This window comes from Phyllobacterium myrsinacearum, from assembly GCF_002980555.1.
Classification (GTDB): domain Bacteria; phylum Pseudomonadota; class Alphaproteobacteria; order Rhizobiales; family Rhizobiaceae; genus Phyllobacterium; species Phyllobacterium myrsinacearum.
The window spans coordinates 131,115-144,794 of sequence record NZ_PVBT01000003.1; the positions used below are offsets into that span (position 1 = coordinate 131,115).

Sequence of the window (13,680 nt, forward strand, 5' to 3'; positions counted from 1 at the left end):
GCGAAAGGTTGTTTAGCGACATGAATAAAGCGCTTTGATGTCGCCGTTAATGACAAAACGGTGAGGTTACAAAGATTTAATGCAAATGCCTGCGAGGCTTTGACTGCAGAATTTAGCCGGTTATGCCCGGTTATGCTTGATGGGCGGTTTTTGCCGTGCAACATGGCGGGCGGAAATTCCGGAAGGAGAGCATTCAATGGCGACGAAGACCGACATTGCACGCCGCGTGTTCAATCACACGTGGAAACTCGACCCCATTGTCCGCAGTCTGCTGGATACGGATTTCTATAAATTGCTGATGCTGCAGATGATCTGGGGTGTTTACCCCAAGGTTGATGCAACCTTCACGCTGATCAACCGCACCACACGCGTCCGGCTGGGCGACGAGATCGACGAGGAAGAACTGCGCGCGCAACTCGACCATGCCCGCACCATCCGCTTTTCCAAGAAGGAAATGATCTGGCTTGGCGGTAATACGTTTTATGGCAAGAAGCAGATCTTCGAACCCGACTTTCTCGAATGGCTGACGCATTTCCAGCTTCCGGAATATGAGCTGACCAAACGGGACGGCCAGTACGAGCTGAACTTCCATGGCCCATGGATGTACACGACCATGTGGGAAATCCCGGCGCTCACCATCATCAATGAACTGCGCTCGCGCGCGGCGATGAAGAAGATGGGGCGGTTCGAACTCGACGTGCTCTATGCCCGTGCCAAGGCCAAGATGTGGACGAAGGTGGAACGGCTGCGCTCCCTGCCCGATATCCGGATTTCCGATTTCGGCACCCGCCGCCGCCATTCGTTCCTGTGGCAGCGCTGGTGCGTGGAAGCCCTGAAGGAAGGCATCGGCGAAGCCTTTACCGGCACCAGCAATGTGCTCCTTGCCATGGACAATGACCTGGAAGCGCTCGGCACCAATGCGCACGAGCTGCCGATGGTCCTGGCGGCGCTCAGCCGGACGGACGAGGAATTGCTGAAGTCGCCCTACAAGGTGCTGCAGGACTGGAACCGCTACTATGGCGGCAATCTTCTCATCGTGCTGCCGGACGCATTCGGGACCGCTGCCTTTCTGCGCGATGCACCCGACTGGGTTGCCGACTGGACGGGTTTTCGCCCGGACAGTGCGCCGCCAATCGAGGGCGGGGAAAAGATTCTGTCCTGGTGGCGCTCCAGGGGCAAGGACCCGCGCGGCAAACTCCTGGTGTTTTCAGACGGGCTTGACGTCGAGACGATCGAAGAAACCTATCATCATTTCAAGGGCAAGGTGCGCATGAGCTTCGGCTGGGGGACAAACCTCACCAATGATTTCGAGGATTGCGCACCGCGTTTCAACGACCAGCTCAATGCCATTTCCCTGGTCTGCAAGGTCAGCGAGGCCAATGGCCGCCCTGCCGTCAAGCTTTCGGACAATCCGAAGAAGGCAACCGGCGACAAGGCCGAAATCAAACGCTATCTGGACTTGTTCGGCGCGGAAGACCGGGTGGAACAGGCCGTGAAGGTTTAAGTGGAAGAAGCCGCATTGCTATCCTGCGTGGACCGATATGAATAAAACCCCGCCGGCAAGCCGGCGGGGTTTGGAAATTCAGCGTCGACCGGACGGCTGTTACTGCAGCATGACTGTCTGCAGCTCGTGTTCCTGCGCGCCGACAAGGATATTGTCGCGTTCATCGGAAAGCACGATGGGGTCGCCATTGGCGGCAAAGAGCGCCCAGAGCTCGACACCCGGTGTCATCGGCGGCAATGCTGGGAAACTGGTGGCGAGATCGTCAGTCTTCACCTTGCGCATATAGGCGACCTGTCCGGCGCCAAGACGCGAGAATTCCAGTTCACTCAGGAAATTCTTCGAAACAGTGTTTTGCATATCAGCCTCCATATTCGGACAGTCCTTCCAAAGGCCCCGTCCTGTTAGAGCCACACTACTGCGCCATGCGTCCACCTGGACGCATAAAGGACGCAGTAGCCCTTTAGTGGCGCATAATCCTTTCCAAAAATCGAAGTGATTTTTGGGGTTATGCGCTAGTCCTGAACTGCAATGTTGATGCGTTTGACCAATCGTTCGGGTTCCGGACGGTCGAGATCGATCGACAGAAGCCCATTCTTCAATGTGGCAGCACTCACGCGCATTCCATCGGCAAGAACGAAAATGCGCTGGAACTGGCGCGCGGCAATGCCACGATGCAGATATTCCCGTTCGCTTTCATCGGCCTGCCTGCCGCGGATGACCAACTGATTGTCCTCTGTCGTCACTTCGAGATCGTCATTGGAGAAGCCGGCGACCGCGAGGGTGATGCGAAGCTGTTCCCGGCCACTGTCGGCGTGGATGCGTTCGATATTGTAGGGCGGGTAGCCATCACCGGATTTGGCGATACGCTCCAGCGTCTTTTCCATCGTGTCGAAACCAAGCAGCAAAGGGCTTGAAAACGGTGTCATTCGTGTCATCTGTGCAGTCCTCAGAAAAGCGACCGAAAAGAGAAACCCGGAGATGGCATTTCCCTTCTGTCCTTTGATATGGTCGATCGGCAAGCAGACTTCAAGAGAATGAAAGCAAGAGATGACGCGGAAAATCATAATTGACACCGATCCCGGCCAGGACGATGCGCTGGCGATCCTTCTGGCGCTGGCAAGCCCGGAACTGGATGTTCTGGGAATCACGGCGGTTGCCGGCAATGTTCCCCTGGACCTGACCAAAACCAACGCCCGGAAGATCTGCGAGCTGGCAGGACGGCCGGATGTGAAGGTCTTTGCCGGTGCCGACCGGCCCCTGATGCGCGCGCTGGTCACGGCTGAAAACGTCCACGGCAAGACCGGTCTCGATGGCCCGGACCTGCCGGAACCCGCCATGCCCTTGCAGGACCAGCATGCGGTCGATTTCATCATCGAGACCTTGCTGACGCAGGAGAGCGGCAGTGTGACCCTGTGTCCGCTCGGCCCCCTCACCAATATTGCCCAGGCTCTGATCCGCGCCCCGCAGATCGCCACGCGCATCCGCGAAATCGTGCTGATGGGCGGCGGCTTTTTCGAGGGCGGCAATATCACCCCGACGGCCGAATTCAACATCTATGTCGATCCGCAGGCGGCCCATATCGTGCTGACATCGGGTGTACCCATCGTGATGCTGCCACTGGATGTGACGCACAAGGCTTTGACCAGCGCCAGGCGGATTGAGCGCTTCCGGGCCATGGGAACCCGGTCCGGCGCTGCGTCCGCGGAGCTGCTGGAATTCTTCGAGCGGTTCGATGAAGAGAAATATGGCAGCGATGGCGGCCCGCTGCATGATCCGAACGTTATTGCCTATCTCCTGAAGCCGGAGCTTTACAAGGGGCGGCATTGCAATGTCGTCGTGGAAACGGCGTCAGACCTTACCCTCGGCATGACCGTCGTCGACTGGTGGGGCGTGACCGACAGGCCGAAAAACGCCTTTTATATACGCGATGTGAACGATGAGGGTTTCTTCGACCTCCTGATTGAACGCATCGCCCGTCTTCCCTGAACCAAAGCAGGTCCGGCAGCCCGCCGCCGGACCTATCTCCTTGTTTCATCACGAAAAGGTGAGTCGGCGTAAACCTTCAGTCAGCAATTTCCGCGCATAATCCTCCCGTGACCGGAAGGCCCGCAAGGGCTGCGCTCAAGCCTGTTGGGATCGATATGCTGACACGACGGACGTTCTTCTGCGGATTGATGGTGACCGTTGCCGCGCCTCAGGCAGCTTCGGCAAAACCCAGGAAACCCTTTATCCTCAACCCGGAATACATGCCGCAAATCGTTGATTACCCGACCTATGAAGAGGCCGGAACCGTCATCATCGATCCGCGCAACCGCTTTCTCTACCTCGTCGAGGATGAGTATTCAGCCATCCGTTACGGCATCGGCGTCGGACGGGCCGGACGGGCCTTCTCGGGAACGGCGGAAGTGGGGCGCAAAGCCAAATGGCCGCGTTGGCAGCCGACGGACAACATGATCAAACGTCAGCCAGAAAAATATGCCCGCTATGCGGACGGGGTTGCCGGCGGCGGCAGCAATCCGCTGGGGGCCCGCGCCCTCTACCTCTACCGCAATGGCCGCGACACCTATTACCGCATCCATGGCACCACCGAACCCTCATCGATCGGCAAGGCCGTCTCCAACGGTTGCATCCGCATGATCAACGAGCACGTGGTCGACCTGTACAACCGCGTTCCACTGGGAACCGCGGTCGTCGTCCTGTGAACCGGATCGTTCAGGAGCGCGTATCGGGCACGCGGCGCCAGCTATAGGTGCCCGCCCTGGTGTGGGAGCCGCGGCCCGGCTGATAATAGACCGGCGTGTCGTGCAGGTTATGGTTGGCAAGGCGCGTCAACGTCACCGAATGGGTGACCTTCAGCGTGTCAAAGCCGGTACGCAGCATATAGGCGACCTGATCGATCAGCACATCGCCGACCGCACGCAGTTCACCCTGGTACTGATGGCGATCTTTCAGCACCTCGGCCTTCGAATAGGAGCGGCCGTCATTGAAGGCTGGAAACTGCAGCGCAATCACAGGGATTGAACCGAGCAACGGCAGAAGCGGATCGATGCTTTCGCCGGGCGCGACGGAAACGCCGATCCGCCGGTTGGTCGCATTGCGCACGCCCTCGTCAAGCCCGAGCCAGACGGCCAGCGGCAGGATGACCGCCGGGGCATCGCCTGCCTCCTCCAGCGTTTCAGCCGTGATATAGGGGTCCTCGCGGAAACCCTCGCGGCCCCAAAGCTGGCTCTCGGGCTTTTCAGACATGTCACTCATAGATTCGAATCCGTCAGGGAAATATTGCTCAACTGGTCGGTAAGGCCAGTCAGGTGGATACCGCATTCGGTTTTATCGGTGCCTGCCCAGCGGCCGGCGCGGTCATCTTCGCCATCTTTCACCGGGGACGTGCAGGGCATGCAGCCGATGGACCGGTAGCCTTCCGCAACAAGCGGGTGCGGCGGCAGCTGGTTGGCAGCCATATAGGCCTTCAGGTCCGCTGAGGTCCAGCGTGCCAGCGGATTGATGCGCACGCGTGCGCCGACGGACTCGAACACCGGCAGTGCCGTGCGTGTCGAGGCCTGGAACTGCTTGCGCCCGGTCATCCAGGCCCGGTACGGCGCGACAGCACGGGCCATCGGTTCGACCTTGCGGATATAGCAGCAGCGGTCCTTGTTGGTCATGGACAGCGCCCCGAAAGGATCCTCGTCTTTCAGGCTCTGCTTGAGCGGGTGGATGTCCTGCACATCGGTCAGGCCAAGTTCGTGCACGAGCTGGTCGCGGTAGCGCAGGGTTGCCGGGAAATGTTTGCCGGTCTCGAGAAAGAGCACCGGCAGGGCGCGATCCACCTGTGCGATCAGGTGCAGAAGCACCGAGGATTCCGCCCCGAAAGAGGAAACCACGGCGATATCCTGTTTGAAGAGCTGGGTAATCGCCAGTTCGATGATCTGTGCCGGGTCGAGATTGCCATGGCGGGCTTCCAGCGCACGCGCCTCGTCCGCAACGGTGATCGCATTGGTTTCAAGCAGCATCGGCAGCCTCGCTATAGAGCGCATCCTTGAAGGGAGCCGCGCCCAGGCGCCGGTAAGCGGCAAGGAAGGTTTCTTCCTTGTCCGTCCGGATTTCGAGATAGCGGTCGACAATGGTCTCGATCGCATCGACGATTTCTTCGGAAGAGAAGCCGCGCCCGGTGATATCGCCGATGGTGCAGACCTCGTCACCGGAGCCGCCGAGAGAAATCTGGTAGAGTTCCTCGCCCTTCTTCTCAACGCCCAGAATGCCGATATGACCGACATGGTGATGGCCGCAGGCATTGATGCAGCCCGATATCTTCAGTTTGAGCTCGCCGATGTCGGCCTGGCGCGCCGGATCGGCAAAGCGTTCCGATATGCGCTGGGCAACCGGGATAGAGCGGGCTGTCGCCAGCGCGCAATAATCCAGACCAGGGCACGAAATGATGTCGGTGATCAGCCCCGCATTGGCCGTGGCGAGACTGTCGGTCAGCAGCAGATCATAAACAATGCGCAGATCGGCGATCGCCACATGCGGCAGAATGAGGTTCTGCTCGTGGCTGACGCGGATTTCGTCCTGGGAGAACTGTTCGGCAATATCGGCAACCAGATCCATCTGGGCATCGGTGGCATCGCCCGGAATGCCGCCGATCGGCTTGAGCGAAATAGTCACGACGCCGTAATCCGGGTTCTTGTGCGGTGTCACGTTCTGGTCGACCCAGGCGGCAAAGACATGATCCGCCTTGCGCGCGCTGGCCAGTGCCGACCAGCCTTCCGGCCGCTGTGGGAGGTGCGGCGGACGGAAGTAGCTGTCGATGGCATCGACATCCGTCTGCGGCAGCTTCAGGTCGCTGTTCTTCAGCGCCAGCCATTCGGTTTCCACCTGGCGGGTCAGCTCTTCCGTGCCGGTTTCATGCACGAGAATCTTGATACGCGCCTTGTACTTGTTGTCACGGCGCCCGTTCAGATTGTAAACGCGCATGATTGCCGTGGTATAGGTCAGCAGATCCTCGACGGGCAGGAAGTCGCGGATCTTCTTGGCAACCATCGGCGTGCGGCCCTGGCCACCGCCGACATAGACAGCAAAACCGATCTCACCCGCCGCATTCTTTTTCAGGTGCAGGCCGATATCGTGCACCTGAATGGCAGCACGGTCACGCTCGGCGCCGGTAACGGCAATCTTGAACTTGCGCGGCAGGTAGGAGAATTCCGGATGCATCGACGACCACTGGCGCAGGATTTCCGCGTAGGGGCGCGGGTCGGCAACCTCGTCGGCGGCAGCACCGGCAAAGTGATCTGCCGTGACATTGCGGATACAATTGCCTGACGTCTGCAGGGCATGCATCTCGACTTCGGCAAGTTCATCGAGAACTTTCGGCATGTCCTTGAGGGCGGGCCAATTGTATTGAAGGTTCTGGCGCGTGGTGAAGTGGCCATAACCGCGGTCATAGGTACGGGCGATATGGGCAAGCTTGCGCATCTGACGCGACGACAATGTGCCGTAGGGGATAGCGACGCGCAGCATATAGGCATGCAGTTGCAGATAGACGCCGTTCATCAGCCGCAGCGGCCGGAACTGGTCCTCGGTCAGCTCACCGGCAAGACGGCGTTCGACCTGATCCTTGAACTGTTCAACACGGGCGGAAACAAACGCGTGGTCAAACTCATCGTAACGATACATTCTGCGAGGCCTTCAATTATCAGTTAAGCAGCGTTTGCCGCAGGCTTTTCCGCCTGCTTGCCAAGGTCAAGACGGACGGTGGGGCCGAGCTGGCGGATGCGCTCGCGCAGGCGGATCGGATAAAGATGTTCGCCGCGCTCTTCCACATCAATGACATTGACGTCGATGACAAGATTGGACTTGATCGCCACCTTGCCCGCTTCCTCCAGCGCCGCCGCTGCTTCCGCATGGCGGGCCACGAGGGCACCGTCAATGTGATCGAGCCATTCGCCGTTGGCCCCAAGCCATACGGCTTCGCCATCGGTCAGACGGTTTGCGGTGAGAACTTTAACACTCATGATCATCATCCTTCGCAATCAAGCGGCATTGGATTGAAGGCGGCGCGCGGCCACCGAAGAGGTTGGGGTGCGGATGGCCAGCGGCTCGGCCTTGTCGATCGCCGCACCAGCCACGGCGTCACCAATGACCACCATGACCGGGCCATCCAGGTCGGGGCGCTGTTCCAGCGCCGGCAAATCCTGCAGCGTGCCATGGAACATGCGGCGATCCGCACGTCCGGCATTTTCGATCACCGCCACGCCGGTATCGGCATGCAGGCCGGCACGCATCAGCCGCTCGGCGACGGAGGCTGCAACGCTGCGGCCCATATAAACCGCGATGGTTGCACCCGAAATGGCGAGGCGCGCCCAATCGGGCAGCACCTCGCCTGCCATGTCATGACCCGTGGTGAACACAAGGGAGGATGCGACACCACGCAGGGTCAAAGGCAGTTGCATATCGGCTGCCGCGGCAAAGGCCGAGGTGATGCCGGGAACGATCTCGAAGGGGACACCGGCGGACCGCAGCGCCGCCATTTCCTCACCGGCACGGCCATAGACCAGCGGATCGCCGGATTTGAGGCGCACGACGCGCTTGCCTTCACGGCCGAGCGAAACGAGAAGTGTGTTGATTTCCGCCTGGCTTTTCGAATGGCAGCCCTTGCGCTTGCCGACGGAAAGCCGGGCTGCGTCGCGGCGGCCCATGGAGACGACAGCCTCTGGCACCAGCGCATCATAAACGACGACATCCGCTTCCATGAGAACGCGGTGCGCACGCAGGGTCAGCAAATCCTCAGCGCCGGGGCCTGCGCCGACCAGCCAGACATAGCCCTTCGGCTCGTCCTGATTGTCGAGGAGCAGCCCGGCAGCCTGGCGGGCACCGTCGAGATCATTGTTGTAGACCTTGCCGGCAACATCGCCCGAGAAGAAGGAGCGCCAGAACAGGCGCCGCGGCAGGCCCTTTTTCACCAGCTTTTCAACGGCCGGACGATAGGCATTGGCGAGACGGGCAAGATCACCCAGGCGCGGCGAGAACGCGGCATCAATACGGGCGCGAATGATCTGGCTGAGCACGGGGCCGGTGCCTTCCGAGCCAATGGCGATGGCGATCGGCGCACGGTTGACGATGGCGGGGGTGAAGAAATCGCAAAGTTCCGGGCGGTCGACCACATTGACCGGAACATGCTGGCGGCGTGCCTCGGCGGCAATGGCGCTGTCGCGCGCTTCATCGCCCGTGGCAACAAAGGCCAGCTTTGCGCCGGAGAGGTGCTTTGGAGAAAAAATGTCCGCGATATGCTCGTGACGGCCAGCGCGGATGAAATCGGCAAGTTCCTGTTCGGGTTCCGCAGCGACAACGCGGATCATCGCATTTGTCTGCGCCAGAAGCCGAACCTTGTTCAGTGCTTCTTCGCCTTCGCCGACAACCACAACCACTTCATTCCGCACGCGGAAGAAGGCAGGAAAGACAGAAAGCTGGTTGGCATGAAAAGACATGAGCAAGACAATCCCGGTGAATGCTGGGATTATCGTTGATCGGACCGCGCTTTATAAGGAACAGAAGTGCGCCGAATCGAACGGCGGAGCATAGAATTTCTGAAAATCCCAGAACAAGCGGATTCTCTTTCCATGTATTGCAAGTAAATGCCTCCCAGCCTTTGCCGGGACCAGCAAGGCGGGACAAGCGACAGCAAACGGCACCGGATCAAGCGGTGGCGGTTTGATACACGACTACTTTTATCGTGTTAATGCAGAAATGCAAGTCCATTGTGCATATCCGGCGAGAGAAGGGGACATATCAAAACCTCCTGCGCTGGTTCAAAATTCGTATCGCGAAAATTTATTATTGTAAAACGATAATTTCTTGCTATCCTTACAGAAGAAAATTCACAGAGGTGCCCCATGAGCAATCTTTCTTCGCTTGATATACCAACGACTGGACGCACGCCGGCTCACCGCGCGGAGCGCATCCGGCGTTTCAGCAAAATCATGTCCGGCCTGTATCTCGCCACATCGGTCGTCCTGACTGCCGGAACGCTCTGCTACTGGCTTGCGACGCCGCAGGCCGATATTCTGGCTTCGGCCGGTTTGCCGGCAGCCGGCGCCGGAAACCTTGGTTTCCCGACACGTCTTCTTGCCTTCCTCGTCTCGATGCTGCCGCTGGCAGCGTTGATCTGGGGATTGGGGCAGGCCCGGCGCTGCTTTGACGGCTTTGCCAGACAACAGTTCTTCACGGCCGAAACCGTTGGCAGCTTGCGTGCGTTTGCAATGGCGGTCTTCGTATCGACGCTCCTTCAGCCCTTCGCCTATTCCGCCCTCTCGCTCATCCTGACCTGGACCAACCCGGCCGGGCAGCGTGCGTTGGCCATAGGCATCAGCTCGGACATGCTGCTTGGGCTGCTGTTTGCCGGAACCATCACCGTCATTGCCTGGGTGATGCGCGAAGCCATCGCGATAGCCGATGAAAATGCCCAGTTCGTCTGAGGATCAGCCCATGCCCATCAAAGTCAGGCTCAATGTCATGCTGGCCGAGCGCAATGTGAAATCCAAGGATCTGGCGGAACATGTCGGAATAACGGAAGCCAATCTGTCCCTGCTCAAACAGGGCAAGGTGAAAGGCATCCGCTTCGAAACCCTGGAGCGCATCTGCGACTATCTCGACTGCCAGCCCGGCGATCTCATGCGCTACGACAAGGAGGAGAGCTAGGCGGTGAAAATGGCCGGCACGTGCACCGGCCAGCGCCACGGCACAATCGCCACGAGATCAAACCGCAATGACAGGTTTGCATAATCGGGCTGACGCACGAGCCAGAGATCGGCAGCCGCCTCAATGCGCCGCATGGCGGTCCCGGTCACCGCTTCCATCGCCTGTTCGAGTGTCGGGCGGGCTTTCACTTCCACAATGAGGACAAGGTCGCCGCGCCGGGCAATGAGGTCGATCTCCCCCTGTTTGGTGCGGTGGCGCCGCGCGACAATGCGAAAGCCTTTCAGCATCAGGGCAAGCGCGGCGAAATACTCAGCGGAGTGGCCGCGCCGGTAAGCCCTGTGTCGCTTGCCCGCGCCCGTCATTTCATTGCGAGCAACCGCTGATAGAGTTCGCCCTTCGGACGGCCCGTCATGCGTGATGCTTCACCTGCGGCCTTGGAAGGCGGCATTTCCAGTGCCAGTGCGCGCAGCAGCGCATCGATATCATCGTCGGTGCGGGCAATGTTCTGATCGCCCTCGGGCGGTCCCACGACAAGAACCACCTCGCCGCGGATCCGGTCTTCGCCATCGAACTGCGCCGCCAGCTCCACCAGCGGCAGGGTAACCACCGTCTCGTAGGTTTTGGTCAGTTCGCGGCACAGCGATGCCTGCCGCTTCGGGCCGAACACCTCGACCATATCCGCCAGCGTCGCCGCGGCACGATTGGGCGATTCAAAGAAGACCAGCGCAGCATCCAGCGTCTTCAGGGATTCAAGTTTCGACCGGCGCTGCCCCTGTTTCGACGACAGAAACCCGGCGAAGTAAAAGCTGTCGGTAAACAGCCCCGAGGCCGTCAGCGCCGCCAGCACCGAGGATGCGCCGGGAATAGGCACCACGCGGATACCGGCAGCCTTGGCTTCCGGTACGAGACGCCCGCCAGGGTCGGAGACCAGCGGCGTCCCCGCATCCGATACCAGCGCCACGCTTTTCCCCGAAAGCAGGGCTTCGATCAGCTTTGGCCCGGCTTCCCCGGCATTGTGTTCATGATAGGCATAGGGACGCCGGGAAATACCGTACCTGTCCAGAAGCACACGGCTGACGCGTGTATCCTCGCAGGCGATCACATCGGCGGCCGCGAGGGTTTCGATACCGCGCAGCGTCATATCGCCGAGATTGCCGATGGGTGTGGCGACGATGTAAAGCGCCGGCTCGAGCGGCCGGGCGCGAAACGCCGTGTTGCCGATCTGATAGTTCCGTTCCCTGGCTTCCCCGTCAGACACGCCGCACCCTCACGCTGCCAGATCGGCAATGACCGCATTCAGAACGATAGCGCCTTCGGGCGTCGTGCGGATGCGGCTGTTGCCGATATATTCGATCAGACCCTGTTCAGCCAAGGAAATCACGCGCTTTTCCTTGACGCCGTGGCCGGTCAGCCGCTCGTAGCGGGCAAGATCGATGCCTTCGACAAGCCGTAGGCCCATCAGCAGGAATTCATCGCCTTCCTGTTCGCCGGTAAGCAGTTCCTCTTCAACGACGCCATGACCGTTGCTCTCGACCCTGCTGACCCAGGTTTCGGGGTGACGCTCGGTGATCGTCACCGCACGCTTGCCGTTTTCGATGAAACGGCCATGCGCGCCAGGACCAACGCCGACATACTCGCCATACCGCCAGTAGACCAGATTGTGCTGGGATTCGGCTCCGGGTGCCGCGTGATTGGAAATCTCATAGGCCGGCAGGCCGCGCCCGGCCGTCACATCCTGCGTTTCAGCATAAAGTGCTGCCGCATGATCGCCGTCGGGCGTAATCAGTTTGCCGGCTTTCCACAACTGGTAGAAGGGGGTGCCTTCTTCAATCGTCAATTGATAAAGCGACAGATGATCGGCCGCATAGGAGATGGCCCGGTTCAGTTCCTCGCGCCATGCCTCGATAGTCTGGTCGGGCCGGGCATAGATCAGATCGAAGGACAGGCGCGGAAAAATATCGCGTGCCAGCCCGATTGCCACCAGGGCTTCCTCGACATTGTGCATGCGCCCGAGCCGCCGCAGGTCCGCATCGTTCAACGCCTGCACACCCAGCGAGACGCGATTAACGCCTGCCGCCCGGTAGCCGCGAAACCGGTTGGCCTCGACGCTGGTCGGATTGGCTTCCAGCGTGATCTCGATATTGTCAGGCACAGTCCAGTTCTTCGCGATCTCATTGAGCACAGACCCGACAGTCTCCGGCTCCATCAGGGATGGCGTGCCGCCACCGAGAAAAATGCTGGAAATCGTGCGCGGCCCAGTACGTTCGCGCATGGTCGCCATTTCGCGGGCGAAGGCCGCGGTAAACCGAAGCTGGTCCACCGGCTGGTGACGGACATGCGAATTAAAATCACAATAGGGGCACTTGGCCATGCAGAAGGGCCAGTGGACGTAAATGCCAAAGCCCCCTTCGCTCTCCTGACCGCGCAGCAATGGCGTCATCAGGCCCCCAGACAATCACGGGCAAAATGCTGGAAAGCCCGTGCCCGATGCGACAAAGCATCGGCTTCGCCCGGCTTCCAGCCATGTTTCTGCTCGGCGGTCATTTCCCCGAAGGTCGCATCATAGCCCTGCGGCTTGAACACCGGATCAAAACCGAAACCGGCGGTGCCGCGCGGCGGCCAGACAATCTCGCCCTCCACTTCGCCACGATAATAGTTGGCTTCACCATCAGGCCATGCGAGGCAGATCACCGAAACGAAGCGTCCGCCGCGATCCCTGGCATCAGTGATTCCCCGGTCCCGCAGCGCGGTTTCCACCTTTTGCATCCCATGGGCGAAATCCCGCTTGCCATCCGGCAGTTCCGCCCAGTTGGCAGTATAAACGCCGGGGTCGCCGTCCAGCGCATCGACACAGAGGCCGGAATCATCTGATAGCGCGACAAGGCCGGTCGCCTTGGCCGCCGCGAAAGCCTTGATATAGGCGTTCTCTTCAAATGTGGTGCCGGTTTCATCCGGTTCCGGCAGGCCGAGATCGCCCGCCGACACCACTTCGAAACCGAAGGGGCCAAGCAGATCGATCATTTCCTGGATCTTGCCCTTGTTGTGGCTGGCAACGAGCAGTTTGCCTTTTTCAAGTGTTCTCATGTCAGGTTCCATAAAGCCGGTTCGGCAAATTCAATCGAGTTTCCGGACGGATCGCGGAAATACAGGGAGCGGGCACCATTGGGCCAGTCAAATTCAGTTTCGATGGCGATACCATTGGCCTCAAGATGGGACTTCCAGCCGGAAATTTCATCCCGCGTTGCACGGAAACAGACGTGACCAGGCCCCTTGGCACCATGCGCCGGGATGGGAAGACCGCCTTTGGGCCTTTCCGCCAGCTTTTCCGCATTAAACAGGATCAGGACGCCGGCTCCGCAGCGGAAAAAGACCGATTCATCGCCCGCTCGCAGGATAACGTCCAGCCCGAGTATATCGGTATAGAACCGTGCAGCCACGTCGATATCGGTCACATACAGAGCTGTTTCCAGAATACCCGATGGCTGCAT

General features: G+C 59.8%; 17 protein-coding genes. 5 read left to right on the forward strand and 12 right to left on the reverse strand.

From position 1 onward, the window contains the following. The first annotated feature begins 196 nt into the window (after window positions 1-196). Complete coding sequence (gene pncB, locus C5750_RS11275) at window positions 197-1,504, forward strand: nicotinate phosphoribosyltransferase (protein WP_105734007.1); 1,308 nt, start codon at window positions 197-199, stop codon at window positions 1,502-1,504. A gap of 99 nt (window positions 1,505-1,603) precedes the next feature. On the opposite strand, the gene C5750_RS11280 is transcribed toward pncB, so the two are convergent. Both C5750_RS11280 and C5750_RS11285 read right to left on the reverse strand, forming a co-directional pair. Further along, window positions 1,604-1,873, reverse strand: a complete 270-nt coding sequence (locus C5750_RS11280) for a BQ00720 family protein (protein WP_105734008.1) — start codon at window positions 1,871-1,873, stop codon at window positions 1,604-1,606. 143 nt (window positions 1,874-2,016) lie between these two features. Then, window positions 2,017-2,439 carry an Hsp20 family protein gene (locus C5750_RS11285; protein WP_105734593.1) on the reverse strand — a complete coding sequence of 141 codons (423 nt, stop codon included), beginning with the start codon at window positions 2,437-2,439 and terminating at the stop codon, window positions 2,017-2,019. Between the two features lie 112 nt (window positions 2,440-2,551). On the opposite strand from C5750_RS11285, the gene C5750_RS11290 reads away from it, so the two are divergent. Then, complete coding sequence (locus C5750_RS11290) at window positions 2,552-3,490, forward strand: nucleoside hydrolase (protein WP_105734009.1); 939 nt, start codon at window positions 2,552-2,554, stop codon at window positions 3,488-3,490. Window positions 3,491-3,645: 155 nt separating this feature from the next. Then, window positions 3,646-4,206: a L,D-transpeptidase gene (locus tag C5750_RS11295; RefSeq protein WP_105734010.1), complete on the forward strand. Its 561-nt coding sequence runs from the start codon at window positions 3,646-3,648 to the stop codon at window positions 4,204-4,206. Window positions 4,207-4,216: 10 nt separating this feature from the next. On the opposite strand, the gene C5750_RS11300 is transcribed toward C5750_RS11295, so the two are convergent. From C5750_RS11300 to cysG, 5 genes are read right to left on the reverse strand one after another with little or no spacing between them, the layout of a single operon-like run. After that, on the reverse strand, window positions 4,217-4,750 hold the full coding sequence (locus C5750_RS11300; protein WP_105734594.1) for a DUF934 domain-containing protein: 534 nt from the start codon (window positions 4,748-4,750) through the stop codon (window positions 4,217-4,219). Between the two features lie 5 nt (window positions 4,751-4,755). Continuing rightward, complete coding sequence (locus C5750_RS11305; protein ID WP_105734011.1) at window positions 4,756-5,511, reverse strand: phosphoadenylyl-sulfate reductase; 756 nt, start codon at window positions 5,509-5,511, stop codon at window positions 4,756-4,758. Further along, a complete protein-coding gene (locus C5750_RS11310) occupies window positions 5,501-7,171 on the reverse strand; it encodes a nitrite/sulfite reductase (protein WP_105734012.1) in 1,671 nt (556 codons plus the stop codon). Before C5750_RS11310 ends, C5750_RS11305 begins: the two co-directional genes overlap by 11 nt. A 23-nt stretch (window positions 7,172-7,194) precedes the next feature. Continuing rightward, entirely contained in the window at window positions 7,195-7,509 is a 315-nt protein-coding gene (locus C5750_RS11315) for a DUF2849 domain-containing protein (RefSeq protein WP_105734595.1), read from the reverse strand. A gap of 18 nt (window positions 7,510-7,527) precedes the next feature. Continuing rightward, complete coding sequence (gene cysG, locus C5750_RS11320) at window positions 7,528-8,982, reverse strand: siroheme synthase CysG (RefSeq protein ID WP_105734013.1); 1,455 nt, start codon at window positions 8,980-8,982, stop codon at window positions 7,528-7,530. Window positions 8,983-9,387: 405 nt separating this feature from the next. Here cysG and C5750_RS11325 point away from each other — a divergent pair, with 405 nt between their 5' ends. Both C5750_RS11325 and C5750_RS11330 read left to right on the forward strand, forming a co-directional pair. Further along, complete coding sequence (locus C5750_RS11325; RefSeq protein ID WP_105734014.1) at window positions 9,388-9,969, forward strand: DUF2975 domain-containing protein; 582 nt, start codon at window positions 9,388-9,390, stop codon at window positions 9,967-9,969. Between the two features lie 10 nt (window positions 9,970-9,979). Further along, entirely contained in the window at window positions 9,980-10,192 is a 213-nt protein-coding gene (locus tag C5750_RS11330; RefSeq protein ID WP_105734015.1) for a helix-turn-helix domain-containing protein, read from the forward strand. Here C5750_RS11330 and C5750_RS11335 read toward each other — a convergent pair. The 5 genes from C5750_RS11335 to C5750_RS11355 are packed head-to-tail and all read right to left on the reverse strand — an operon-like array spanning window position 10,189 to window position 13,680. Continuing rightward, window positions 10,189-10,554, reverse strand: coding sequence for a YraN family protein (locus C5750_RS11335; RefSeq protein ID WP_105734016.1), 366 nt, complete (start codon window positions 10,552-10,554; stop codon window positions 10,189-10,191). The two genes, C5750_RS11330 and C5750_RS11335, sit on opposite strands and share 4 nt — an antisense overlap. After that, complete coding sequence (gene rsmI / locus C5750_RS11340; RefSeq protein ID WP_105734017.1) at window positions 10,551-11,450, reverse strand: 16S rRNA (cytidine(1402)-2'-O)-methyltransferase; 900 nt, start codon at window positions 11,448-11,450, stop codon at window positions 10,551-10,553. Before rsmI ends, C5750_RS11335 begins: the two co-directional genes overlap by 4 nt. Window positions 11,451-11,459: 9 nt before the next feature. After that, the gene (gene hemW / locus C5750_RS11345; RefSeq protein WP_105734018.1) at window positions 11,460-12,632 is read right to left on the reverse strand and encodes a radical SAM family heme chaperone HemW; all 1,173 of its coding nucleotides are present in this window, start codon (window positions 12,630-12,632) and stop codon (window positions 11,460-11,462) included. Further along, window positions 12,632-13,276: an RdgB/HAM1 family non-canonical purine NTP pyrophosphatase gene (rdgB, locus tag C5750_RS11350; protein ID WP_105734596.1), complete on the reverse strand. Its 645-nt coding sequence runs from the start codon at window positions 13,274-13,276 to the stop codon at window positions 12,632-12,634. The genes hemW and rdgB overlap by 1 nt, the downstream gene beginning before the upstream one ends. Then, a complete protein-coding gene (locus C5750_RS11355; protein ID WP_105734019.1) occupies window positions 13,273-13,680 on the reverse strand; it encodes a VOC family protein in 408 nt (135 codons plus the stop codon). The genes rdgB and C5750_RS11355 overlap by 4 nt, the downstream gene beginning before the upstream one ends.

Coding starts and splice junctions, on each gene's coding strand:
- C5750_RS11295 (WP_105734010.1), top strand. CDS start 3,646: ATGCTGACACGACGGACGTTCTTCTGCGGATTGATGGTGACCGTTGCC.
- C5750_RS11315 (WP_105734595.1), bottom strand. CDS start 7,509: ATGAGTGTTAAAGTTCTCACCGCAAACCGTCTGACCGATGGCGAAGCC.
- cysG (WP_105734013.1), bottom strand. CDS start 8,982: ATGTCTTTTCATGCCAACCAGCTTTCTGTCTTTCCTGCCTTCTTCCGC.
- C5750_RS11355 (WP_105734019.1), bottom strand. CDS start 13,680: ATGCAGCCATCGGGTATTCTGGAAACAGCTCTGTATGTGACCGATATC.
- C5750_RS11335 (WP_105734016.1), bottom strand. CDS start 10,554: ATGACGGGCGCGGGCAAGCGACACAGGGCTTACCGGCGCGGCCACTCC.
- C5750_RS11305 (WP_105734011.1), bottom strand. CDS start 5,511: ATGCTGCTTGAAACCAATGCGATCACCGTTGCGGACGAGGCGCGTGCG.
- rdgB (WP_105734596.1), bottom strand. CDS start 13,276: ATGAGAACACTTGAAAAAGGCAAACTGCTCGTTGCCAGCCACAACAAG.
- C5750_RS11330 (WP_105734015.1), top strand. CDS start 9,980: ATGCCCATCAAAGTCAGGCTCAATGTCATGCTGGCCGAGCGCAATGTG.
- C5750_RS11300 (WP_105734594.1), bottom strand. CDS start 4,750: ATGTCTGAAAAGCCCGAGAGCCAGCTTTGGGGCCGCGAGGGTTTCCGC.
- C5750_RS11285 (WP_105734593.1), bottom strand. CDS start 2,439: ATGACACGAATGACACCGTTTTCAAGCCCTTTGCTGCTTGGTTTCGAC.
- pncB (WP_105734007.1), top strand. CDS start 197: ATGGCGACGAAGACCGACATTGCACGCCGCGTGTTCAATCACACGTGG.
- C5750_RS11325 (WP_105734014.1), top strand. CDS start 9,388: ATGAGCAATCTTTCTTCGCTTGATATACCAACGACTGGACGCACGCCG.
- hemW (WP_105734018.1), bottom strand. CDS start 12,632: ATGACGCCATTGCTGCGCGGTCAGGAGAGCGAAGGGGGCTTTGGCATT.
- C5750_RS11290 (WP_105734009.1), top strand. CDS start 2,552: ATGACGCGGAAAATCATAATTGACACCGATCCCGGCCAGGACGATGCG.
- C5750_RS11310 (WP_105734012.1), bottom strand. CDS start 7,171: ATGTATCGTTACGATGAGTTTGACCACGCGTTTGTTTCCGCCCGTGTT.
- C5750_RS11280 (WP_105734008.1), bottom strand. CDS start 1,873: ATGGAGGCTGATATGCAAAACACTGTTTCGAAGAATTTCCTGAGTGAA.